Below are 23,022 nucleotides of genomic sequence, written 5' to 3'. Positions count from 1 at the left end.
GGGTGCGGGATTCCAGAGTAATTGCTTTCATGATTGAACTCCTTGTTCGTTGCTGCTTCGTGGTTAGTTGGTGTCACCTCCGTGGCGACGACTTAATAATAGTTTGTAATGGATTAATCGCAAGCAAATATTAAGTAGGAATAATCCAGTAATTTTGTCGGAGTGATCTTTGGCTGGAAATGGGTGTGTAAGTTAAATTTCAGTAAATAAAGTATTCGCGGAAATATCCTGCAAGTCTGCAGGACAATAAGTGTAGGAAAGCAACGTTAAAGGCAAAAAGAAGGGGAGCCCTAGGCTCCCCTTCTTTATACGCATCGATACCGTTAGCTGTTCGGCAGCAGGCGGCAGGTGATGCTCTTGATGTAGCGGGTTTCCGGGATGGCCGGGTGTACCGGGTGATCCGGACCCTGACCGCCACGCTCCAGCAGCTGGATATTGCGGTCCAGGTGACGGGCGCTGGTCAGCAGGATGTTCTGCAGGTCGTCTTCCGGCAGGTGCATCGAGCACGAAGCGCTGAACAGGATGCCGTCCTTGGTGAGCAGGCGCATGGCTTGCTCGTTCAGGCGACGGTAGGCGCCTTCACCGTTCTTCAGGTCTTTCTTGCGCTTGATGAACGCAGGCGGGTCGGCAACGATCACGTCGAAGCGCTCTTCGCTGGCCTTGAGTTCTTTCAGGGCTTCGAACACGTCGCCTTCGATACAGGTCATCTTGTCGGCGAAGCCGTTCAGTGCGGCGTTACGCTCAACGCCGTCGAGGGCGAAGCCCGATGCGTCGACGCAGAACACTTCGCTGGCGCCGAATGCGGCCGCTTGCACACCCCAGCCACCGATGTAGCTGTAGAGGTCCAGTACGCGTTTGCCTTTGGCGTAAGGGGCCAGGCGGGCGCGGTTCATGCGGTGGTCGTAGAACCAGCCGGTTTTCTGACCTTGAACCACTGGCGCTTCGAACTTCACGCCGTTCTCTTCCAGCGCTACCCACTCCGGCACCACGCCGAACACGGTTTCGGTGTAACGCTCGAGGCCTTCGGCATCGCGCGCGGCGGAGTCGTTCTTGAACAGGATGCCGCTTGGCTTGAGCACCTGGGTCAGTGCCGCGATCACGTCATCTTTATGGGCTTCCATGGTCGCCGAGGCGAGCTGCACCACGAGGATGTCGCCGAAACGGTCGACCACCAGACCCGGCAGCAGGTCGGAATCGCCGTAGACCAGACGATAGAACGGCTTGTCGAACAGGCGCTCGCGCAGCGACAGGGCTACGTTCAGGCGATGCACCAGCAGCGACTTGTCCAGCGGCAGCTTGATGTCGCGCGACAGCAGACGCGCGCAGATCAGGTTGTTCGGGCTCATGGCGACGATGCCCAGCGGCTTGCCGCCGGCGGCTTCGAGGATCGCCTGGTCGCCGGCCTTGAAGCCGTGCAACGGGGTCGCGGCCACGTCGATTTCGTTGCTGTAGATCCACAGGTGACCGGCGCGCAGGCGACGGTCGGCGTTGGCTTTGAGGCGCAAGCTAGGCAGGGACATGACGTCGCTCCGGAAAAAAGAGCGGGAGTATACCGTGTTGCGCCTTATGCCGGGTTTGGCGTGCGATGAAACGCGGCTGACCTCATCACGAGCAGGCCCGCCCCGTATCCATACGCTTATGCTCTATGCCGACAGCGCGTCGATCAGCGCATTGCTGAACGCCGGAATATCGTCCGGTTGGCGGCTGCTGATCAGGTGGCCGTCTTTTACTACCTCCTGATCAACCCAGTTCGCCCCCGCATTCACCAGATCGTCCTTGACGGTCTTGTAGCTGGTCATGGTCTTGCCATTGACCAGCCCTGCCGAAATCAGCAGCCAGCTGCCATGACAGATCACTGCGATCGGCTTGCCGGCGGACGCACCGGTCTTGACCAGGTGCTGGGCGTCCTGGTCGATGCGGATGGTGTCAGAGTTCTGCACACCGCCCGGGAGCACCACGGCATCGTATTGATCGATGCTTGCGCCCTGGAAGGTCTGGTCGACCTTGAAGTCGTCCGCAGGTTTATCGTGATTCCAGCCTTTGACGCTGCCGGCTTCGGCGGAGAGGATGTCAACCTGCGCTCCCGCCTGCTCCAGTGCCTTTTTGGGGCCAGTCAGTTCAACCTGCTCGAAACCGTCGGTTACCAGAAAAGCGACGCGCTTGCCGCTGAGAGAAGTCGCCATCGTTAAGCTCCTGAGTCTGTTGGAATTACTGCCCGCGACAGATGGGGAACTGCTCCGGGCACTACAGATTCCGAAGGCTGGTGGAAAGTGAAAGTTCCTGCGAATTGCCCACTGGTGTGTCGTCCGTCGGTTTTTAGAGGTTAGAATCGCGGCCTGTCCCAGAGTGTGTACTTATGTCCCAAGAGCTGACCACCGAACAGATTCAACAGTCCCTGCAAGGCATCAGCGTGCCCGCGCAGCCGCAGATCATGGTGGATCTGCAAATGGAGCAGTACATGCCCGACCCCGACCTGGAGACGATCGCCAAGCTGATCTCCCAGGATCCTGGCCTGTCCGGCTCGCTGCTGAAAATCGTCAATTCGCCCTATTACGGCCTGAGCAACAAGATCACCTCGATCAAGCGCGCGGTGAATCTGTTGGGCAGTCGCTCGATCATCAATCTGATCAACGCGATGTCGATCAAGGGCGAAATGAACGATGACACCATCGTCACTCTCAACCGTTTCTGGGACACCGCCCAGGACGTGGCCATGACCTGCCTGACCCTGGCCAAACGCGTCGGCACCGAGGCGAGCGACGAGGCTTATGCCTTGGGTCTTTTCCATGATTGCGGCGTGCCGCTGATGCTTCAGCGTTTCCCCGACTACATGACCACGCTGGAGACGGCCTATGCCAATGCGAGTGCCGAGCGCCGGGTCGTGGACACCGAGAACGACGTCTACAACACCAATCACTCGGTGGTCGGTTACTACACCGCCAAGTCGTGGCGCCTCCCGGAACACGTCAGCGCTGCGATCGCCAACCATCACAATGCCTTGGCGATCTTCAACGACGAGACCTCGCGCAACAGCCAGATGAAAAACCTGCTGGCGATCCTGAAAATGGCCGAGCACATCTGCGCGTCCTACCGGGTGTTGGGCAACCAGACCGAAGATTTCGAATGGCAGGCCGTCGGGCCGCTGGTACTGGAATACATCGGCCTCTCGGATTACGACTTTGAAACGTTGAAGCAGACTATCCGCGAACTTGGCGCGCACTGATTTAAAAAGACCCTTGATTCGAGACACTCATGCCTGAATTGCCGGAAGTCGAAACCACCCGCCGCGGTATTGCCCCGCACCTGGAAGGCCAGCGTGTCAGCCGGGTGATCGTGCGTGACCGGCGTTTGCGCTGGCCGATTCCCGAAGACCTTGATGTGCGGCTGTCCGGGCAGCGCATTGTGCTGGTCGAGCGGCGCGCCAAGTATCTGCTGATCAACGCCGAGGTCGGCACGCTGATCAGCCACTTGGGCATGTCGGGAAACCTGCGGCTGGTTGAGGTCGGGATGCCGGCGGCCAAGCATGAGCATGTCGATATCGAACTGGAGTCGGGCCTGGCCCTGCGCTACACCGATCCGCGGCGTTTCGGGGCGATGCTCTGGAGCACCGACCCGCTCAATCACGAATTGCTGATTCGCCTGGGCCCGGAGCCGTTGACCGATCTGTTCGATGGCGAGCGGTTGTATCAGCTGTCGCGCGGGCGGTCGATGGCGGTCAAGCCGTTCATCATGGACAACGCGGTGGTGGTGGGGGTCGGCAATATCTACGCGACCGAAGCGCTGTTCGCCGCCGGCATCGATCCGCGCCGTGAAGCCAAGGGCATTTCCCGGGCGCGTTACCTGAAGCTGGCGATCGAGATCAAACGCATCCTCGCTGCCGCCATCGAGCGCGGCGGCACCACGTTGCGTGATTTCATCGGTGGCGACGGGCAGCCGGGGTATTTCCAGCAGGAACTGTTTGTCTACGGTCGTGGCGGCGAGCACTGCAAGGTCTGCGGAACGGGCCTGCGGGAAATGAAGCTCGGTCAGCGCGCGAGCGTCTGGTGCCCGCGCTGCCAGAGCTGAGCAAAGACTCCGAAAAAGTCCTACGGTCTATAGTGAGTTGTCTCACTGTTCAGCTCGAAGGATCGTGCCATGAAGTCCTTGCAAACCCTCATCGTCGCCCTGCTGCTGTGCTTCAGCCTGACCGTTCAGGCCACGGAAGGCGGCAGCGGTGATCCGCGTTACGCCATCCAGAATCCACCGGCCTACGCCATGCTCGGCGATCTGCTGATTGCCCGACCATTGCTGGTGGTGGCAACGGTGATCGGTGCCGGGGCGTTCGTGGTGTCGTTGCCGTTCACCGCGCTGGGTGGCGGGATTGGCGATGCGGGGGATGCGCTGGTGGTGGCGCCGGCGAAAGCGGCGTTCGTGCGATGCCTGGGCTGCACAGGGGAGGGATTCGAGCAGCGCGAATGACGCGATCGCAGCCGGGAGCTGCGATCGTATTCAGTGGCTCAAGCCTTGCCGGTGATCTTGCGGTACTTCTCCATCAACTGTTCTTCAGTCTCCGGATGAGCTTCGTCCAGTGGAATGCAATCCACCGGGCAGACCTGCTGGCACTGCGGCTCGTCGTAGTGGCCGACGCACTGGGTGCACAGGTTCGGGTCGATCACGTAGATCTCTTCGCCTTGGGAAATGGCGGCGTTCGGGCACTCGGGTTCGCAGACGTCGCAGTTGATGCAATCGTCGGTGATGATCAGGGACATGCTAACTCCAGCCGGGGCGGGGAGCCCGGGCGCTATGAATCAATGCGCGCAATTGTGCCGCATTGGCGCCCGTAGTGCACGCGGGCGCCGTTTGAACGGTCGTTACTTCTTGAAGCGCAGGGTCAGAGCTTCGGCCACCGCCGGGTGGACGAACTTGCTGATATCGCCGCCCAGGGCCGCGATTTCCCGCACCAGGGTCGAGGAAATGAACGAATAACGCTCGGACGGGGTGAGAAACAGGCTCTCCACATCCGGGGCCAACTGGCGGTTCATGTTGGCCAGCTGGAATTCGTATTCGAAGTCCGACACCGCGCGCAGGCCACGCAGGAACACGTTGGCGTTCTGCTCTTTGGCGAAATGCGCCAGCAGCGTCGAGAAGCCGACCACTTCCACGTTCGGCAGGTGTTTGGTGACCTCGCGGGCCAGCTCGACCCGTTGTTCCAGCGGGAACAGCGGATTCTTCTTGGGGCTGGCGGCGACGGCGATGATCACGTGGTCGAACAGGCGCGAGGCGCGTTCGACCAGATCGCCATGGCCCTTGGTAATAGGGTCGAAGGTACCTGGGTACAACACTCGGTTCATCGCGTCGTCCTGGCGGGAATCCGTTGGGGAGTCGGATGGTATCGCAGCCGTCCCGGTCGGGAAAGTCGCCTGTTGGGTAAGAAAGCACTATAGACGATCGGAATTTTCGCCTTTTTCACGGGTTTCTCAACCGTTCGCCGAGGGATGTCGCCAGTTGCGCCGTCAGACCGTACACCGACAACTGCGGGTTGGCGCCGATGCTGGTGGGGAACAAAGAGCCGTCATGAATCGACAGATTGCTCAGTTGATGATGGCGGCCGAGGCTGTCGGTGACGGCTGTTTTCGGGTCCTCGCCCATGGCGCAACCGCCCATGACGTGAGCGCTGCCCAGGCGGGTGCGATACAGCTCCAGACTCAGGGTGTCGATCAACGAGCGGGCCTCGGCCAGGCTGTTCACGTAGCGGGCATCGGCGTGCATCGGCATCACCGCTTTGGCGCCGCCGGCGAACTGGATCTCGGCCATGCTGTGGAAAGACCGGCGCAAACCCTCCCAGGTGTAAGGCGACACCTGATAGTCGAGCACCGGCGAGCCGTCACCGCGCAATTCGACGCTGCCGCCCTGGCTATCCGGGTGAAAACCGTCGCGCAGCAGGGCGAGCATCGCGTGGGTATGCGGCAGGTTCGCCATGTGTTGCGCGCTTTCCTGACCGAAACCACCGAGCAACGTGGCGGCCAGCGCCGGGTGCAGCGGCGGTACTTCGAGTTTGTAGGCCATCGGGCCGGTAGTGCCGTCCTTCCACTGGAAATGGTCCGAGTAGATCGACTGCGGCGCACCGTAGAACGGGTTGATCACCTCGTCGAAACGCCCTGCGGACATGTTCACCAGATGCAGGAAAGTGCGCTTGCCCAGCCGTTTGTGCGGATCCGGTGCATCCGAACGCATCAGCAGCGCCGGGCTGTTGATCCCGCCGCCGGCCAGCACGTAATGCCGCGCCTTGACGGTGATCGTACGTCCAGTCGGCTCGACGCAGCGTTCGTCCATCGCCACGCATTGCAGGCCGGTGACCTTGTCGCCGCTGATCAACAGCTTTTCGGCCCGGGCCAGATAGAGCAGTTCACCGCCCTTTTCCAGGGTTGCCGGAATGGTCGTGACCATCATCGATTGCTTGGCGTTGGTCGGGCAGCCCATGCCGCAGTAGCCGAGGTTCCAGCAGCCGCGCACGTTGCGCGGGATCACGTGCCAGCTGTAGCCAAGTTGTTCGCAGCCTTTGCGGATCACGTCGTTGTTGGCGTTGGGCGGCACCATCCACGGGGCGACGCCGAGACGCTGCTCCATTTTTTCGAACCACGGCGCCATGTCGGCGGGGCTGTGGCCTTTGACGTTGTGTTCTTTGGCCCAGTGTTCGAGGGTCGGCTCGGGCGTGCGAAAACTCGATGTCCAGTTGATCAGCGTGGTGCCGCCGACCGCGCGGCCCTGAAGGATGGTGATCGCGCCATCCTTGCTCATGCGGCCGATGCCTTCCTGGTAGAGGCTGCTGTAGGCCTGGTCTTCCAGCAGTTTGAAATCGCTGCTGGTCTTGAGCGGGCCTTCTTCGATCAGCAGCACTTTATAGCCGGCGGCGCTGAGGATTTCCGCCGTAGTGCCGCCACCGGCGCCGCTGCCGATGATGACGACATCGGCTTCCAGAGTCAGGTCATCGGTGAGTTGCGCGCCGTTGTAGGTTTTCCAGCCACGGGCAAGGCCTTCGCGAAACGGGTCGGGTACGGGCATCGATCAGGTTCTCTTATTATTGTTATGCGTGGGTCGCCAGGCTCAAACGGCGGGCGGGCCGGGGTAACCGCAATGGGCCCAGGATTCGGCGCGGGTGTACCAGGCCATCATCACCATTTGCAGCAATGAGCTGTGGCCCATGCGCAGCAGGCTCAGCGCGCTGTTTTCCCAGCGTTCTAGAAAGTGACGGATCGCCTCGGGGCTGGCGTTTTCCCAGCTGCCCCAGATTCCGGTCAATGGACCGCGCGTCACCGCCATGCCCAGCACATCGAACAGTTGCCGGGTGAGCTTGAGCATTTCCGGCGACAGGTGATCGAGGCTGTAATCCAGCGACTTCAGGGTGCCATCGACAGCGGCGGGCAGCTTTTCCACAGCAACGGCGCCATCCAGCATCACTGGAATCAGCGCGCGCAGAAACAGCAGATCACCGCTGCGCAACGTGGTGAATCCGTTGGCCGATACGCTCGACGAACAGCCACTCAGGCTGGCACCAAGGCCGGCGGTGGCGAGAAAAGCCGTGGCGCCCAGGCTGAATTTCAGCAGGCCACGGCGCGACAGGGCAGGTGTTTCAGTCAGGCTTGGGTGCATTGTTGTTATTACCCGGCGGTGACGTTAGCGAATGAACAGTTTCTGGATCAGTTTCTGAATGGATTTGCCGTACGGCGGGTAGATCAGCTTCGCCGCGTTGAAGCGCTGTTTGACCAGCACGCCCTTGGCCTTGCTGAACGTCAGGAAACCTTCGTGCCCGTGGTAATGGCCCATGCCCGACGGGCCGATGCCGCCGAACGGCATGTCGTCCTGCGCCACGTGCAGCAGCGTGTCGTTGAGGCAGACGCCACCGGAATGGGTTTCGCTGAGTACGCGCTTCTGTTCGCGCTTGTCGTAGCCGAAGTAGTAAAGAGCCAGAGGACGTGGCCGCTGATTGATGTAAGCAAATGCCTGATCCAGATCCTGATACGGCACGATCGGCAGCAGCGGGCCGAAGATTTCGTCCTGCATCACCGTCATCTCGTCGCTGACATTCAGCAACAGGCTGTGCGGCATGCGCCGGCCCTGGCCCTGGTCGAACAGCGGAATCAGCAGCGCGCCCTTGCTGGTGGCGTCGCTGAGGTAGCTGTTGAGCCGCGCCAGTTGGCGCTCGTTGATGATTGCGGTGTAGTCCGGGTTGTCGGCAAGCGTCGGATAAAACCCGCGCACCGCCTGGCGATAGGCTTCGACGAAACCGCCGATGCGCTCCTCCGGTACAAGCACGTAGTCCGGGGCCACGCAGGTCTGGCCGGCGTTGAGGGTCTTGCCGAAAGCGATGCGTTCGGCGGCGTCCTTGAGAGGTACGTCGTGGGAAACGATGGCCGGGGATTTGCCGCCCAGTTCCAGGGTAACCGGTGTCAGGTTTTCTGCCGCTGCGCGCATCACATGCTTGCCGACGCTGGTGGAGCCGGTGAACAGCAGGTGGTCGAAGCGCATCTTGGAAAACGCCACGCCGACATCGGCCTCGCCGAGCACCACGCACACCAGATCTTCGGGGAAGATCCGCGCCAGCAGTTCCTTGAGCAGCAGGCCGGTGGCCGGGGTCGATTCGCTGAGTTTCAGCATCACCCGGTTGCCGGCCGCGAGCGCGCCGGTCAACGGGCCGATGGCCAGGAACAGCGGGTAGTTCCACGGCACGATGACGCCGACAACGCCCAGCGGCTGATACACGACTTTCGCCGATGCCGGCTGGAAAGCCACACCCACTTTGCGCCGCGAAGGTTTCATCCACTGGCTGATGTGCCGGCTGGCGTAGTGAATGCCGTGCAGGCTCGGCATCAGTTCGGCGAGCAGGGTTTCATCGGCGCTGCGGTGGCTGAAATCGGAGCTGATCGCGTCGATGAGGGCCTGCCGTTCGTTGCTCAGCAAATCGCGCAGGGCCTTGAGCCATTGCTGGCGCTGGGCTGCAGGTGGCATCGGGTTGGCGGCGTAGGCGGCACGCTGCGCGTTGAACAGCCGGTTGAGCTCTTCCAGCGGCTGTTGCAGCGTTTGCAGGTAGGCAATATCGGCAGTCATTGTCAGCTCCGGAGATGTTGTTTTGAGGAACTTTTTAGAGTCTATGCTCTAGAAAGTCAAATGGCTTCCTTGCGCATCCTGGTTTTATCCCGCTCCGGATAGGTCGTAAGATGCCCCCCAACGCACTCTGAATTAAAGCTCAAGCCATGGCCCCACGGATCAAAACCAGCGAGCGCATCGTGCAGAACAGCCTCGAGCTGTTCAATCAGCAGGGCGAGCGCAGCATCAGCACCAATCACATCGCCGCCCATATGGAGATTTCTCCGGGCAATCTGTACTACCACTTCCCCAACAAGCAGGCGATCATCGCCGTATTGTTCAGTGAGTACGAAAGCCTGGTGGACAGCTTCCTGCGTCCGCCCCAGGGCCGTGCCGCGACGGTCGAAGACAAGCGCTTCTACCTAAAGGAATTGCTGTCAGCGATGTGGCGCTACCGCTTCCTGCACCGCGATCTCGAGCACCTGCTCGACAGCGATCCGGACCTGGCCGGGCGTTATCGGCGCTTCTCCCAGCGCTGCGTGATCCAGGGCGCGGCGATCTACGAAGGCTTCGTTGCCGCCGGGATCCTGAAGATGGACCGCGTGCAGATCGAATCCCTCACCCTCAACGCGTGGATCATCCTCACCTCTTGGGTGCGCTTCCTGTGCACGACCCGGGAGAATTCCAATCACCTCAGCGAGCAGGCCATCAAGCGTGGCGTGTATCAGGTGCTGGTGCTGGAAGCAGGGTTCGTCACCGAGCAGGCCCGCGATGAGGTCAACGCCTTGTTCGAAGAGTTCTACGTGCCGCTGGCCCAGGCCCTCGAAGAAAGACCGTAATTCCATTTCCTCACTGGAGTCGTTCGCTATGCCGATTGCGCAACTGATCAGCCCGACCGCACTGGATGCCCGCAAGGCGCAACCGGGGCTGGTGATTCTCGATTGCCGTTTTGCCCTCGAAGACCCGGATTACGGCCAGCGCAGCTACGCCGAGGGGCACATTGCCGGGGCACATTTCGCCGATCTTGAACGCGACCTCAGCGGCCCGGTGACCAAGGGTGTGACCGGTCGCCATCCGCTGCCGGAGCCGGCGGCGCTGATCGAACGCCTGCAAGCGTTCGGCATCAATAACGACAGCGACGTGGTTTTGTATGACGACGGCCCGGGCGCCTATGCGGCGCGGGCCTGGTGGTTGCTGGCGTGGCTGGGCAAGCGTGACGGCGTGTTCATTCTCGATGGCGGGCTCAAGGCCTGGCATGCGGCGGGGCTGCCGTTGAGTCTTGATCCACCGTCAGCGGCCCGGGGTAATTTCAGCGGCCAGCCGGACATGAGCCTGCTGCTCAGCGCCGAGCAATTGCAGCAGCGCCTCGGCCAGCCGGCCCTGACCCTGCTCGATGCCCGCGCCTTGCCGCGCTTCAAGGGTGAAGTGGAACCGATCGACCCGATCGCCGGGCACATTCCCGGCGCGCAATGCGCGGCGTTTACCGACAACCTGGGCAGCGACGGGCGTTTCCTGCCGGCCGATCAGCTCAAGCAGCGTTTCGCCGCGAAACTCGGCGAGCGTTCCCCGAACGATCTGGTGGCTTACTGCGGCTCCGGGGTGACGGCGTGTCACAACCTGTTCGCCCTGTGCCTGGCGGGTTATCCGTTGGGTTCGCTGTATGCCGGATCGTGGAGCGAGTGGATCAACGATCCTGCGCGCGGTATCGCTACGGGCGAGTAATCGCTCAGCGATCCAGCCGCGCGCTGCGATAGGCCGCCGGCCCCACGCCGTAAACCTGTTTGAATTGCCGGCTCAGATGGCTCTGGTCGGCAAATCCCAGCTGCGTGGCGACCTCCACCGGCAGGCAGCCGCTCTGCAACAAGCCACGCGCGCAGGCGATCCGCTGCTGCATCAGCCAGCTGTGCGGCGGCATGCCGGTGGCGCGACGGAACACCCGGGCAAAGTGGAAGGGCGAGAGGTTCACGGCCGCCGCCAGTTCTTCCAGCGAGGGCGCCGCCGCCAGTTGCGCGTGCAGCAACTCCTTGGCCATCGCCACCGCGCGGTGCTCTTTGCCGGGATTGCCGTTGATCTGCACCGCTGCGTGACGCTGTAACAGCAACATCATCATTTCGCGCCACACCGTTTGCTGTTGCAGCGCGGTGGCGGGGCTTTCCAGCAAGCGATGCAACTGACAGAAACCGTTGACCAGGTCCGGATCGCGATACAGCGTCGCGCCGAAAGCCGGCATCGGTGCGGTCGGCAGTTCCAGCTCATTCAGCAGCGCGACGATCTGCCCTGTGTCGGGATAAAACGCCCGGTACAGCCAGCCGTCCTCCGTGCCTTTGTGGCCGTTATGCACTTCGTCCGGATTGATCAGCACCAGCGTGCCGCTGCCCGCCAGGTGTTCGGCGCCGCGATAACGGTAGCGCTGGGCGCCGGCCATGATCATGCCGATCACATAACCGTCGTGGACGTGCGGGGCGAAACGATGCTCGATGTAGCGCGCGGTCAACAGCTCGACCCCGGCCAGAGGCGCGGCCTGCCAGAAACGGATCGACTCGCCCTGATCGCTCATGACTTCACCCGCGCCCCGCGTCGGCCAGCCACTGCGGAATCCGTCGCTCCAGGTAATAACCCGGTTGGCGGAGCGTGCCGTCAACGAAACCGACGTGTCCGCCCTTGTTCTGCAATTCGAATTGCGTCGTGGCCGACAGCTCACTGGCCTGCGGCAGGCTGTGGGGAAATACGAACGGGTCGTCCGCCGCCTGAATGATCAGGGTCGGCGTGCGGATCTCACCGAGAAAATAGCGGCTCGATGCGCGGCGATAGTAATCCTCGGCATCGGCGAAACCGTGCAGCGGCGCGGTCACCCGGCCATCGAAATCCCAGAACGTGCGCATGTTTTCCAGCGAGCCGAGAGCAGCCAGTGCGGCGAGACCGTCCTCGCGCCCATCGTGCTGGAACTGGCGCTGCTTGTTCTTGATGTAGGCGACCATCTCGCGCATGAAGTGCGCCTGATAGACCTTCGAGAAACCCTGGCCGATACGGTCGGCACATTGATCGAGGCGAAACGGCACCGACACCGCCACTGCACCGAGCACGCCGCTGGCGCTGCCGGTTTCCCCCAGATGCTTGAGCAGCACATTGCCGCCGAGGGAATAACCAACCGCATACAGCGGCGCCAGTGGCCGCTTGGCTTTCAGGTGGCGAATGGTTTCGGCGAGGTCTTCGCTGGCGCCGGAATGGTAGCTGCGCGGCAACAGGTTCGGTTCGCCCGAGCAGCCGCGCCAGTTCAGCGCAACACTGGCCCAGCCCTGCGCGGCGAGCGCTGCCTGGATCCCGGCCACGTAAGGTGAATTGGAAGAACCGGTCAGCCCGTGCAGTACCAACACCAATGGCGCCTCGGCGCTGTGCGGGCCGTGCCAGTCGAGGTCGAGGAAGTCACCGTCGTCCAGCCACAGTCGTTCGCGCTGGCGATCAAGGTGCACTGTTTTGCGCCACAACGGCCCCCACAAGGTTTGCAGGTGAGGATTGCCGAGGCCGAAGGCGGGGATGAACGGTTTTGACGAAGGGGACACGATTGCTCTCGATGCAGCGCAGCGAGCCTCGGCTGAGACTCGCCGCTTTTTCAGGCCGTCGGTTAACCGGCGATCACTGCCATACGTTGCCACAACGCGTAATACACCCGCCCGGATTTCTGCTCGCGGTGCAGGCGCCAGTTGCCTGGCAGGCCGAGGGTCGATGGCGCGGTTTCGCTTTCAGTGTAGATCCACGAATCATCGGCCAGCCATTGGCGCTCTTCCAGCAGCGTGCACACGGCGGGCAGCAGGTTCTGGTTGAACGGCGGGTCGAGGAACACCAGGTCGAACGCGGTCGCGGTCTGGGTTTCCAGATAGCGCAGCGCGTCGGCGGTTTGCACGTGGCCGTTGGTGCAGCGCAGGGTGCCGAGATGTTCTTTCAGGCTGGAGACCGCGACATGGCTGGCATCCAGCGCCTGACCCATTGCCGCGCCACGGGACAGCGCTTCCAGAAACAGTGCGCCGCTGCCGGCGAACGGATCGAGCACCTTGGCCCCGGCAACGTAGGGTGCGAGCCAGTTGAATAGGGTTTCGCGCACCCGGTCTGGCGTCGGGCGCAGACCCGGCGCATCAGGAAAGCTCAGCTTTCGGCTGCGCCATTCGCCGCCGATGATGCGCAACTGGTTCACACCGTTGTGCAGTTTTTGTACAGGTTTCTTTGGACTGGCCATTAATGCTCCGGAACCCCGAGCGGCTGCTCGGCAGGTTTATCAGATGGGGCCGGTAACGGCTTTTGCGGCACGGTCGGGCCAGCGCTGACGATGACCAGTTTGTCCGTGCTCAAGTGTTTGTTCAGGACGTCGCGAACCTGCTCGACTGTCAGGCTCTGGGACTGACGCATGAAGTCATCGAGATAGCTCAGCGGCAGGTTGTAGAAACCCATGGCGCCGAGCTGGCCGACGATATCGGCATTGCTCGCGGTGGACAGCGGGAAGCTGCCGGCCAGTTCGCGCTTGGCGTCGTCGAGTTCTTTCTGGGTCGGGCCGGTCTTGAGGTAGTCGGCGAGCACGTCCTGCACCAGTTTCAGGGTGCCTTCGCTCATTTCCGCGCGGGTCTGCAGGTTGATCATGAACGGGCCGCGAGCCTGCATCGGGCTGAAGGCCGAATACACGCCGTAGGTCAAGCCGCGCTTCTCGCGGACTTCGCTCATCAGCCGGGTGCCGAAACCGCCACCGCCGAGGATCTGGTTGCCCATCGATAGCGCGGCGTAGTCCGGGTCATCACGGTCGATGCCCAGTTGCGCGATCATCAGGTTGGTCTGCTTGGACGGGAACTCGATGTGACCGACGCTGGCCTTCGGTTCCTGCGGCTGGGCGATCTTCGCCAGCGCCGGGCCTTTTGGCAGCGCAGCGGACACCTGATTGGCAATCGCCTCGGCTTCACTGCGGGACAGATCGCCCACCAGCGCGATCACCACGTTGCCGGCCGCATAGGCCTTGGCGTGGAACTCACGCAGTTGCGCCAGCGTGATCTTCGGCACGCTTTGCGCGTTGCCGTCGCTGGAATGGGCGTACGGGTGATCGCCGTACAGGCGCTTCATCAGTTCCAGGCTGGCGAGCTTGCCGGGGTTCTGTTTCTGGTACTCGAAACCGGCGAGCATCTGGTTCTTTATGCGCGCGAAGGAGTCGGCCGGGAAGGTCGGTTTACCCACCACTTCCGAGAACAGCTTCAGCGCTGGCTCGCGTTTGTCGGCAGCACTGAGGCTGCGCAGCGACGCGATGGCCATGTCTTTATAGGCGCCGTTGCCGAAATCAGCACCCAGGCCTTCGAAACCTTGGGCGATGGCGCCGACATCCTTGCCCGCCACACCTTCGTTGAGCATGGCGTTGGTCAGCAGGGCCAGCCCCGGCGCGTTGCCGTCCTGGCTGCTGCCGGCGGAGAAGATCAGGCGCATGTCGAACATCGGCAGTTCGCGGGCTTCGACGAACAGCACCTTGGCGCCTTCGGCGGTGTTCCAGGTCTGCACGTCGAGCTTGCGACTGGCCGGGGCCTTGCCGTCGAGTTCGGCCAGCGATTGCAGCTTCTGGCTGGACTTGGCGTTATCCAGCGCTTCGCTGGCCTTGGTGTTGTCGCTCGGCACCAGATAGAACGCGGCGGAGCCGATGATGGCCACGGCGATCAGGCCGAGCAGCAGGCGTGGGGTTTTGCGCTCACTCATGAGTCGTCTCCAGTGGCAGGACGTGGGCGACGCTGAGACGTTCGCGGGTGAAATACAGCTTGGCGGCGTTCTGGATGTCTTGCGGGGTGACGCTTTCCAGATCGGCCAGTTCGGTGTCCATCAGTTTCCACGACAGACCGACGGTCTCCAGCTGGCCGATGGCAGTGGCCTGGCTGGTGATCGAGTCGCGCTCGAAGACCAGACCGGCGATGACCTGCGCACGCACGCGCTCCAGTTCTTCGGCGGACGGTGCGGTGGTTTTCAGCTGTTCCAGCAGTTTCCACAAGCCGGCTTCCGCCTGGGCCATGGTTTTTTTCTTCTGGGTGTTCGGTGTGGCCGACAGGGTGAACAGGCTGTCGCCGCGGGTGTAGGCGTCGTAGCTCGACGAGCCGCCGGATACCAGCTCTTCACCGCGCTCCAGTTGGGTCGGGATGCGACCGCTGTAGCCGCCGTCCAGCAATGCCGAAATCAGGCGCAAGGCGTTGACCGAACGTTTGTCTTCGGCGGTGGCGATACTCGGGACGTTGAAGCCGAGCATCAGGCTCGGCAGTTGGGTCTGCACGTGCAGGGTGATCTGGCGCTCGCCGGGTTCGGCCAGTTCCAGCGGCGTTTTCGCCGGCGGCACGTCGCGTTTCGGGATCGGCCCGAAGTAGCGCTGGGCGAGGGTCTTCACCTCGTCCGGAGTCACGTCGCCGACCACCACCAGCGTGGCGTTGTTCGGCACGTACCAGGACTGATACCAGTGACGCAGTTCTTCGACCTTCATCCGCTCGAGGTCTGCCATCCAGCCGATGGTCGGCGTGTGATATCCGCTGGCCGGGTAGGCCATGGCCTTGTAGCGCTCGTAGGCCTTGGACATCGGCTTGTCGTCGGTGCGCAGACGGCGCTCTTCCTTGATGACTTCGATTTCCTTGGCGAACTCGTCAGCCGGCAGGCGCAGGTTGGCCATGCGGTCGGCTTCCAGTTCGAAGGCCACGCCCAGACGGTCGCGGGCCAGCACCTGGTAATAAGCAGTGAAGTCGTCGCTGGTGAACGCGTTCTCTTCGGCGCCGAGGTCGCGCAGGATCAGCGAGGCTTCGCCGGGACCGACTTTCTCGCTGCCCTTGAACATCATGTGCTCGAGGGCGTGGGACAGACCGGTCTGGCCCGGGGTTTCGTAGCTGGAACCGACCTTGTACCAGACCTGCGACACCACCACCGGCGCGCGATGGTCTTCGCGCACGACGACCTTCAAGCCGTTGTCGAGGGTGAATTCGTGGGTCGGTTGCGGGTCGGCCGCCAGGGCCGAAAGGGGCAGGCAGACTGTGCTGAGCAGCAGGCCTGCGGCGCGGCGGGCTAGAGCATTCATTCGTTTTTAAACCTGTTGGGCTGCCCGCTTGGTCTTAGCGTCGGCGGGCGAGAGGGTGCTAGGATACTGATCCGTTTTACTGGCGGCCACGCCTATCAGGCCACTGATCGGTCTATAGGTTGTACGGGTTACCGGCAGAAGCTTTGAGTTTCTCAGCTAAACTCTGCGTTTTCGCCGACGATGCCGTTCCAGTCCTTCGTATTTAATGACCTTTGAGGTGCTTTTGGCGCCTCGACAAAATGTTGCGCGTGAACAAGCTGGGTGAAACACAGTCTGTTCTGCATCGAATATTTATTTGCCGGGGCGCCCCTGTGGCGCGTCGCTACCGTGAGATAGCCGTCCTCCATGTTTGGTTCCAACGACGACAAGAAGACCCCAGCTGCGGCTGGCGAGAAGAAAAGCCTGTTCGGATGGCTGCGCAAGAAACCGCAGGAACCCGTCGTCGAACAGCCGACTGCCATTCCTGAGCCAGCCCCCGCGCCCGCTCCCGCAATAGAAGAAGCGCCGGCACCGGTTGTGCTGCCGATCGCCGAGCCGGTGCTGCAACCGATGGTCGAGGCCGAGCCTGAAGCGCCGACTGCCGCCGAACTGCCGCTGACCCCGGCCAGCGAACCGTGGCTGAGCTTGCCAGTGGCGGAAGAGCCGGTGGCGCTGGTTGAAGAGGCTGCACCGCACGTTACGCCGCCGATTCCTGCGCCGGTTGCGTTCGCTCCCGAGCCTGTTCAGGCGCCGGTGGTGGAAGCTGCTCCGGTCATTCCAGAACCTGTGGTTGCCCCGATTGCCCCGATTGTCGAAGCGCCCGAGCCTGCACCTGCACCTGCACCTGCACCTGCACCTGCACCTGCACCGGTTGCCGTAGCGCCAGTCGCACCTGTGGAAATCCAGGTTGAAACCCCGGTCGAGGCCCCGCGCACCGAAGAAACCAAGGCCGGCTTCTTCGCCCGTCTCAAGCAAGGCCTGTCCAAGACCAGTGCCAGCATCGGCGAGGGCATGGCCAGCCTGTTCCTCGGCAAGAAAGCCATCGATGACGATCTGCTCGACGACCTCGAAACCCGCCTGCTGACGGCCGACGTCGGTGTCGAGGCGACTTCGGTGATCATTCAGCGTCTGACCCAGAAGGTCGCACGTAAAGAGCTGGCCGATTCCGACGCCCTGTACAAATCCCTGCAGGCCGAGCTGGCTGCAATGCTCAAACCGGTCGAGCAGCCGCTGAAGATTGCTTCCCAGAACAAGCCGTTCGTAATTCTGGTGGTCGGCGTCAACGGTGCCGGCAAGACCACCACCATCGGCAAACTGGCGAAGAAACTGCAACTGGAAGGCAAGAAAGTCATGCTGGCCGCCGGTGACACCTTCCGTGCCGCGGCTGTCGAGCAGTTGCAGGTCTGGGGCGAGCGCAACAAGATTCCGGTGATTGCCCAGCACACGGGCGCGGACTCGGCTTCGGTGATCTTCGACGCCGTGCAGGCCGCCAAGGCCCGTGGCATCGATGTGCTGATCGCCGACACCGCCGGTCGTCTGCACACCAAAGATAACCTGATGGAAGAGCTGAAGAAGGTTCGCCGGGTGATCGGCAAGCTCGACGCCGATGCGCCGCACGAAGTGCTGCTGGTGCTCGACGCCGGCACCGGCCAGAACGCCATCAACCAGGCCAAGCAATTCAACCAGACCGTCGAACTGACCGGCCTGGCGCTGACCAAGCTGGACGGCACCGCCAAGGGCGGGGTGATTTTCGCCCTGGCCAAGCAGTTTGGCCTGCCGATCCGCTACATCGGCGTCGGTGAAGGCATCGACGATCTGCGTACCTTTGAAGCCGAACCCTTTGTCCAGGCACTGTTTGCCGAGCGGGAGCGTTCATGATTCGTTTCGAACAGGTCGGTAAGCGCTACCCGAACGGTCACGTCGGCTTGCATGAGCTGAGCTTTCGAGTCCGTCGCGGCGAGTTCCTGTTTGTCACCGGCCACTCCGGTGCCGGTAAATCCACGTTGTTGCGCCTGTTGCTGGCGATGGAACGTCCGACCAGCGGCAAACTGCTGCTGGCCGGGCAGGACCTGAGCACCATCAGCAATGCGCAGATTCCGTTCCTGCGTCGGCAGATCGGGGTGGTGTTCCAGAACCATCAACTGCTGTTCGATCGCACGGTGTTCAACAACGTCGCGCTGCCGTTGCAGATTCTCGGGCTGTCCAAGGTCGAGATCGCCAAGCGCGTCGACTCGGCGCTGGAGCGCGTGGCGCTGACGGACAAGGCCGAGCTGTATCCGGGCGACCTGTCCACCGGTCAGCAACAGCGCGTCGGCATTGCCCGGGCCATCGTTCACCGTCCGGCCCTGCTGCTGGCGGACGAACCGACCGGTAACCTCGACCCGCGTCTGGCGGCCGAGATCATGGGCGTGTTCGAAGACATCAACCGTCTGGGCACCAGCGTGCTGATCGCCAGTCACGACCTGGCGCTGATCGCGCGTATGCGCCATCGCATGCTGACCCTGCAACGCGGCCGATTGATCGGCGACGGGGAGGCCGGCGTATGAGTGCAACACGCAGTCCGAAGGTTTCCGAGCGCGTGGCCCCGAAGGCCGCCGATCCGCAACCGCCAAAGAAGAAAAAGCACGACGATGACGACGGCCCGGATTTCGCCACGTTGTTCCGTGCCTGGATCGAAAGCCATCGCGCCAGCTGGATCGACAGCCTGCGCCGTCTCGGCAAGCAGCCGATCGGCAGCTTCTTCACCTGCATGGTGATGGCAGTTGCGCTGAGTCTGCCGATGGGCCTTTCGTTGTTGCTGAACAATGTCGAGCGCCTGGGCGGCTCGTGGCAGCGCGCGGCGCAGATCTCGCTGTACCTGGAGCTCGAGGCCAGTCCGGCTCAGGGCGAAGCGTTACGTGATCAGATCAAAGGCATGCCGGGCGTAGCTGATGCTGAATATGTCGGCCGCGACCAGGCGCTGGAAGAGTTCCAGCAGCAGTCCGGCTTGGGCGAAGCCCTGCGCGAGCTGCCGGAAAACCCGCTGCCGGGCGTGGTACTGGTGACGCCGAACGAGGTCGACAAGTCGACCCTGGAAGCATTAAGACAAAAACTTTCCGAGCTGCCCAAGGTACAACAGGCGCAACTTGATTTAGTCTGGGTCGAGCGTCTGGCCGCCATCCTCAAGCTCGGCGACCGTTTCGTGTTCGGTCTGACGGTGTTGCTGGTTTCCGCATTACTTTTGGTGATAGGCAATACCATTCGTCTTCATATTGAAAACCGCCGCACCGAGATAGAAGTGATTAAACTCGTCGGCGGCACCGACAGCTATGTGCGTCGTCCCTTTCTTTATATGGGCGCGCTGTATGGCTTCGGTGCGGGTCTGCTGTCCTGGGGTGTTTTGGCGTTCGGCCTGAATTGGCTGAACGACGCGGTGGTCGGGCTGGCCGGCTTGTACGGCAGTGATTTCGCACTGGCCGGCGTGCCAGTTGCCGATGGTCTGTCGCTCTTGCTTGGCGCGGTGCTGTTGGGTTATATCGGTGCATGGATTGCAGTCGCACGTCATCTCAGGGAGCTGGCGCCGAAGTAGAATCTTTTTTGCGCGTGATTGACCTTTCAGTGGTTAAGGAAACTTTCATTTGAGTTTCCGGTCAATTTTTCGCAATGCTGAAAAGCATGAGTATGTAAGTCGGAGGTTTTTCCGTATGTCCAATTCTTTGCAACCTGCGTATGCATTGGTTCCAGGCGCAAACCTGGAAGCCTACGTGCACACCGTCAACAGCATTCCATTGCTGACGCCGGAGCAGGAGCGTGAACTGGCCGAGAGTCTCTACTATGAGCAGGATCTGGGGGCGGCTCGGCAGATGGTGCTCGCCCACCTGCGGTTTGTCGTACACATCGCCCGTAGCTATTCCGGCTACGGTCTGGCTCAGGCTGACCTGATCCAGGAAGGTAACGTCGGCCTGATGAAGGCCGTGAAGCGTTTCAACCCGGAAATGGGCGTGCGTCTGGTGTCCTTTGCGGTGCACTGGATCAAGGCCGAGATTCACGAGTTCATCCTGCGCAACTGGCGGATCGTGAAGGTCGCGACCACCAAGGCCCAGCGCAAGCTGTTCTTCAACCTGCGCAGCCAGAAGAAACGTCTGGCCTGGCTGAACAACGAGGAAGTCCACCGTGTGGCGGAAAGCCTCGGCGTCGAGCCGCGTGAAGTGCGTGAGATGGAAAGTCGCCTGACCGGCCATGACATGGCCTTCGACCCGGCTGCGGAAGCGGACGACGACAGTGCTTTCCAGTCGCCGGCCAACTACCTGGAAGACCACCGGTACGACCCGGCTCGTCAACTGGAAGATGCCGACTGGAGTGACAACTCCAATCACAACCTGCACGAAGCGCTGGAAGTGCTGGACGAACGCAGTCGCGACATCCTCTACCAGCGCTGGCTGGCAGAAGAGAAAGCGACGCTGCACGACCTGGCGCAGAAGTACAACGTATCGGCCGAGCGGATCCGTCAGCTCGAGAAGAGCGCGATGAACAAGCTCAAGTTGTCGATTGCCGCATAACCGGCAGTCTGGCAATAAAAAACGCCCCGATCAGTGATGATCGGGGCGTTTTTGTTTGCCTGTCAGGCAGTCATTGGGCCCAGGGCGCGCGGCGCGAATCATTGAGTGTCAACAAATAGCTGTCGCCACCCAGCTGGCTCATTTGCTGGCGAATCCAGCCGGCCCGACGCGACACATAAGCGGTCGGATGACTGGCGCTCCAGACCCGCGGATTCGGCAGCACAGCCGCCAGATAGCTCGCCTGTTGCCGGGACAGCGACCTGGCGCCTACGCCAAAGTGATGCCTTGCCGCCGCTTCGGCACCAAACACGCCGTCATCCCACTCGACGCTGTTCAGGTACACCTCAAGAATCCGCTGCTTGGGCCAGAACACTTCGATCAGTGCAGTAAACCACGCCTCGAGGCCCTTGCGCAGATAACTGCGACCGGACCACAAGAACAGGTTCTTCGACACTTGCTGGCTCAAGGTGCTGGCGCCGCGAATCGAACCGCCGAGTTCGTTGTGGGCCAGTGCGGCCTTGATCGCACTCAGGTCAAAACCCCAGTGCTCGGGGAATTTCTGGTCTTCGCCGGCAATCACCGCGACCTTCAGGTCATCGGAGATCTCGTCCCACGGTTTCCAGGTGCGTTGCAGATCGATCGGCTCGCCGTCGACCCAGGATTCGATCTTGCGCTCGACCATCAGCGCCGTGAACGGTGGCGGCACAAAGCGAAACACCAACACCAGCAATACGCTGCCGCCCGCGAACCAGAGCAGGGCCTTCGTGAAACGACGGAGAAATAAACGCAGCATAGAGATGGCTTGGCCGAACCGGTTGAGCGGGCCATTATACAGACCCTGCCGATCGAGTCTGACTGGAGTTCTACATGCTGCGTAGCTTTCTGATGCTGGCCGCCTTCTTTGGTTTCACCGGTGTCGGCCTCGGCGCATTCGCCGCCCATGGCCTGAAAAACCGCCTGACCCCGGAGTATCTGGCGATCTTCCACACCGGCGTCACCTATCAACTGGTGCACGCGCTGGCGCTGTTCGGCGTGGCGCTGCTGGCGACGCAGCTTCAGGGGCGTCTGGTCGCCTGGGCCGGCATCTCGTTCACCGTCGGTATTCTGCTGTTCTCCGGCAGTCTGTACCTGCTGACCACCCTCGGCATCGGCAAACTCGGCATCATCACCCCGTTCGGCGGCCTGGCGTTCCTGATCGGCTGGCTGTGCCTCGGACTCACCGCCTGGCGCCTGCACCCAACCGCTTGACGCTTGGTGCTGACCTTTAGGTCATGATCGGGCTAGAATGCCACCCCCTAAAAAGTGATGGCGGCGTTGCGCATGCGCATTCAGTTGAACGGTGAATCCTTTGAACTGCCCGACGGTGAAACCGTTGCGGCCCTGCTGACGCGTCTGGATCTGACCGGACGCCGCGTCGCGGTCGAACTCAATCTGGATATCGTCCCGCGCAGCCAGCATGCCGACACCACTTTGAACGACGGCGACAATGTCGAAGTCGTGCACGCGATCGGCGGCGGCTGATCGCCAGGCCTGCATGGGCCGAGAATTCTGCAAGACCCTCACCCCAACAGAGGATTCCCCATGAGCATCGTTCGTAGCGACAAGCCTTTCGTTCTGGCCGGTCGTACTTACCAGTCGCGTTTGCTGGTCGGTACCGGCAAGTACCGTGACATGGAAGAAACCCGCCTGGCCATCGAAGCCTCGGGTGCCGAGATCGTCACCTTCGCCGTGCGCCGCACCAATCTGGGCCAGATCGAAGGCGAGCCGAACCTGCTCGAAGTGCTGTCGCCGGATCGCTACACCTTCCTGCCGAACACCGCCGGTTGCTACGACGCGGTCGAAGCCGTGCGCACCTGCCGCCTGGCCCGTGAGCTGCTCGACGGCCACAATCTGGTGAAGCTGGAAGTGCTGGCCGACCAGAAAACCCTGTTCCCCAACGTGATCGAAACCCTCAAGGCCGCCGAAGTGCTGGTCAAGGAAGGCTTCGACGTGATGGTTTACACCAGTGATGACCCGATCATCGCCCGGCAACTGGCGGAAATCGGCTGCATCGCGGTCATGCCGCTGGCCGGTCTGATCGGTTCGGGCCTGGGGATCTGCAATCCGTACAACCTGCAGATCATCCTCGAAGAAGCCAAGATCCCGGTGCTGGTGGATGCCGGTGTCGGCACCGCTTCCGACGCCACCATCTCGATGGAACTGGGCTGTGACGCCGTGCTGATGAACTCGGCCATCGCCCACGCCCAGCAGCCGATCATGATGGCCGAAGCCATGAAACACGCGATCGTCGCGGGCCGCCTGGCCTACCTCGCCGGCCGCATGCCGAAAAAACTCTATGCCAGCGCCTCTTCGCCGCTGGATGGTCTGATCAAGTAA

Annotated in this window: 25 protein-coding genes; 12 read left to right on the top strand and 13 right to left on the bottom strand. The window is 61.9% G+C overall.

The features are described 5' to 3' along the window. Nucleotides 1-323: 323 nt before the first annotated feature. Both AC07XZ_RS01270 and AC07XZ_RS01265 read right to left on the bottom strand, forming a co-directional pair. A complete protein-coding gene (locus AC07XZ_RS01270) occupies nt 324-1,520 on the bottom strand; it encodes a class I SAM-dependent rRNA methyltransferase (RefSeq protein ID WP_085746706.1) in 1,197 nt (398 codons plus the stop codon). A gap of 123 nt (nt 1,521-1,643) precedes the next feature. After that, the gene (locus AC07XZ_RS01265) at nt 1,644-2,183 is read right to left on the bottom strand and encodes a type 1 glutamine amidotransferase domain-containing protein (RefSeq protein ID WP_085746705.1); all 540 of its coding nucleotides are present in this window, start codon (nt 2,181-2,183) and stop codon (nt 1,644-1,646) included. 227 nt (nt 2,184-2,410) lie between these two features. Between AC07XZ_RS01265 and AC07XZ_RS01260 the strand changes: the two genes are divergently transcribed. From AC07XZ_RS01260 to AC07XZ_RS01250, 3 genes are all read left to right on the top strand, one after another. Continuing rightward, a complete protein-coding gene (locus AC07XZ_RS01260) occupies nt 2,411-3,223 on the top strand; it encodes an HDOD domain-containing protein (RefSeq protein WP_165369518.1) in 813 nt (270 codons plus the stop codon). Nucleotides 3,224-3,252: 29 nt separating this feature from the next. Beyond that, nucleotides 3,253-4,065, top strand: a complete 813-nt coding sequence (gene mutM, locus AC07XZ_RS01255) for a bifunctional DNA-formamidopyrimidine glycosylase/DNA-(apurinic or apyrimidinic site) lyase (protein WP_007953423.1) — start codon at nt 3,253-3,255, stop codon at nt 4,063-4,065. A 69-nt stretch (nt 4,066-4,134) separates the two neighbouring features. Then, complete coding sequence (locus AC07XZ_RS01250; RefSeq protein ID WP_102685789.1) at nt 4,135-4,458, top strand: multidrug transporter; 324 nt, start codon at nt 4,135-4,137, stop codon at nt 4,456-4,458. A 38-nt stretch (nt 4,459-4,496) separates the two neighbouring features. Here AC07XZ_RS01250 and AC07XZ_RS01245 read toward each other — a convergent pair whose 3' ends face one another. From AC07XZ_RS01245 to AC07XZ_RS01225, 5 genes are all read right to left on the bottom strand, one after another. After that, on the bottom strand, nt 4,497-4,748 hold the full coding sequence (locus AC07XZ_RS01245) for a YfhL family 4Fe-4S dicluster ferredoxin (protein WP_003195146.1): 252 nt from the start codon (nt 4,746-4,748) through the stop codon (nt 4,497-4,499). Nucleotides 4,749-4,850: 102 nt separating this feature from the next. Continuing rightward, nucleotides 4,851-5,330, bottom strand: coding sequence for a pantetheine-phosphate adenylyltransferase (gene coaD / locus AC07XZ_RS01240; RefSeq protein WP_007953414.1), 480 nt, complete (start codon nt 5,328-5,330; stop codon nt 4,851-4,853). A gap of 115 nt (nt 5,331-5,445) precedes the next feature. Next, entirely contained in the window at nt 5,446-7,041 is a 1,596-nt protein-coding gene (locus AC07XZ_RS01235; protein WP_102685788.1) for a GMC family oxidoreductase, read from the bottom strand. A gap of 42 nt (nt 7,042-7,083) precedes the next feature. Next, the gene (locus tag AC07XZ_RS01230) at nt 7,084-7,629 is read right to left on the bottom strand and encodes a twin-arginine translocation pathway signal protein (protein WP_102685787.1); all 546 of its coding nucleotides are present in this window, start codon (nt 7,627-7,629) and stop codon (nt 7,084-7,086) included. Between the two features lie 24 nt (nt 7,630-7,653). After that, entirely contained in the window at nt 7,654-9,084 is a 1,431-nt protein-coding gene (locus tag AC07XZ_RS01225) for a coniferyl aldehyde dehydrogenase (RefSeq protein WP_102685786.1), read from the bottom strand. A gap of 146 nt (nt 9,085-9,230) precedes the next feature. Here AC07XZ_RS01225 and AC07XZ_RS01220 point away from each other — a divergent pair, with 146 nt between their 5' ends. Together AC07XZ_RS01220 and AC07XZ_RS01215 are read left to right on the top strand one after the other, a co-directional pair. Continuing rightward, entirely contained in the window at nt 9,231-9,902 is a 672-nt protein-coding gene (locus AC07XZ_RS01220) for a TetR/AcrR family transcriptional regulator (protein ID WP_007953407.1), read from the top strand. 28 nt (nt 9,903-9,930) lie between these two features. After that, nucleotides 9,931-10,785, top strand: coding sequence for a sulfurtransferase (locus AC07XZ_RS01215; protein ID WP_085746701.1), 855 nt, complete (start codon nt 9,931-9,933; stop codon nt 10,783-10,785). A gap of 4 nt (nt 10,786-10,789) precedes the next feature. Here the strand turns inward: AC07XZ_RS01215 and AC07XZ_RS01210 are convergent, their stop codons facing one another. The 5 genes from AC07XZ_RS01210 to AC07XZ_RS01190 form a co-directional block, all read right to left on the bottom strand. Continuing rightward, the gene (locus tag AC07XZ_RS01210) at nt 10,790-11,620 is read right to left on the bottom strand and encodes an AraC family transcriptional regulator (RefSeq protein WP_102685785.1); all 831 of its coding nucleotides are present in this window, start codon (nt 11,618-11,620) and stop codon (nt 10,790-10,792) included. A gap of 4 nt (nt 11,621-11,624) precedes the next feature. Then, the gene (locus AC07XZ_RS01205) at nt 11,625-12,623 is read right to left on the bottom strand and encodes a hydrolase (RefSeq protein ID WP_085746699.1); all 999 of its coding nucleotides are present in this window, start codon (nt 12,621-12,623) and stop codon (nt 11,625-11,627) included. A 62-nt stretch (nt 12,624-12,685) separates the two neighbouring features. After that, nucleotides 12,686-13,294, bottom strand: a complete 609-nt coding sequence (gene rsmD, locus AC07XZ_RS01200; RefSeq protein ID WP_007953401.1) for a 16S rRNA (guanine(966)-N(2))-methyltransferase RsmD — start codon at nt 13,292-13,294, stop codon at nt 12,686-12,688. Further along, the gene (locus AC07XZ_RS01195) at nt 13,294-14,781 is read right to left on the bottom strand and encodes a M16 family metallopeptidase (protein ID WP_085746698.1); all 1,488 of its coding nucleotides are present in this window, start codon (nt 14,779-14,781) and stop codon (nt 13,294-13,296) included. Before AC07XZ_RS01195 ends, rsmD begins: the two co-directional genes overlap by 1 nt. Beyond that, a complete protein-coding gene (locus AC07XZ_RS01190) occupies nt 14,774-16,129 on the bottom strand; it encodes a M16 family metallopeptidase (RefSeq protein ID WP_102685784.1) in 1,356 nt (451 codons plus the stop codon). Before AC07XZ_RS01190 ends, AC07XZ_RS01195 begins: the two co-directional genes overlap by 8 nt. A gap of 345 nt (nt 16,130-16,474) precedes the next feature. Between AC07XZ_RS01190 and ftsY the strand changes: the two genes are divergently transcribed. The 4 genes from ftsY (at nt 16,475) to rpoH (ending at nt 20,646) form a co-directional block, all read left to right on the top strand. Further along, nucleotides 16,475-17,986: a signal recognition particle-docking protein FtsY gene (gene ftsY, locus AC07XZ_RS01185; RefSeq protein WP_102685783.1), complete on the top strand. Its 1,512-nt coding sequence runs from the start codon at nt 16,475-16,477 to the stop codon at nt 17,984-17,986. Continuing rightward, the gene (ftsE, locus tag AC07XZ_RS01180; protein ID WP_102685782.1) at nt 17,983-18,654 is read left to right on the top strand and encodes a cell division ATP-binding protein FtsE; all 672 of its coding nucleotides are present in this window, start codon (nt 17,983-17,985) and stop codon (nt 18,652-18,654) included. The genes ftsY and ftsE overlap by 4 nt, the downstream gene beginning before the upstream one ends. Beyond that, nucleotides 18,651-19,676 (top strand): permease-like cell division protein FtsX, encoded by a 1,026-nt coding sequence (gene ftsX / locus AC07XZ_RS01175; RefSeq protein WP_085746696.1) that lies wholly within the window; start codon nt 18,651-18,653, stop codon nt 19,674-19,676. The genes ftsE and ftsX overlap by 4 nt, the downstream gene beginning before the upstream one ends. Nucleotides 19,677-19,791: 115 nt before the next feature. Beyond that, nucleotides 19,792-20,646, top strand: coding sequence for an RNA polymerase sigma factor RpoH (gene rpoH, locus AC07XZ_RS01170; RefSeq protein ID WP_007953393.1), 855 nt, complete (start codon nt 19,792-19,794; stop codon nt 20,644-20,646). Nucleotides 20,647-20,716: 70 nt separating this feature from the next. Here rpoH and mtgA read toward each other — a convergent pair whose 3' ends face one another. Then, entirely contained in the window at nt 20,717-21,439 is a 723-nt protein-coding gene (mtgA, locus tag AC07XZ_RS01165; RefSeq protein ID WP_085611980.1) for a monofunctional biosynthetic peptidoglycan transglycosylase, read from the bottom strand. Nucleotides 21,440-21,513: 74 nt separating this feature from the next. On the opposite strand from mtgA, the gene AC07XZ_RS01160 reads away from it, so the two are divergent. From AC07XZ_RS01160 to AC07XZ_RS01150, 3 genes are all read left to right on the top strand, one after another. Then, a complete protein-coding gene (locus AC07XZ_RS01160) occupies nt 21,514-21,894 on the top strand; it encodes a DUF423 domain-containing protein (protein ID WP_102685781.1) in 381 nt (126 codons plus the stop codon). Between the two features lie 72 nt (nt 21,895-21,966). Next, nucleotides 21,967-22,167: a sulfur carrier protein ThiS gene (thiS, locus tag AC07XZ_RS01155; protein ID WP_007953386.1), complete on the top strand. Its 201-nt coding sequence runs from the start codon at nt 21,967-21,969 to the stop codon at nt 22,165-22,167. A 60-nt stretch (nt 22,168-22,227) separates the two neighbouring features. Further along, nucleotides 22,228-23,022, top strand: a complete 795-nt coding sequence (locus AC07XZ_RS01150) for a thiazole synthase (RefSeq protein WP_007953385.1) — start codon at nt 22,228-22,230, stop codon at nt 23,020-23,022.

It is taken from the genome of Pseudomonas sp. GW458-11-26-14-LB4 (assembly GCF_059423925.1).
This window is presented reverse-complemented; position numbering and strand designations above follow the sequence as displayed.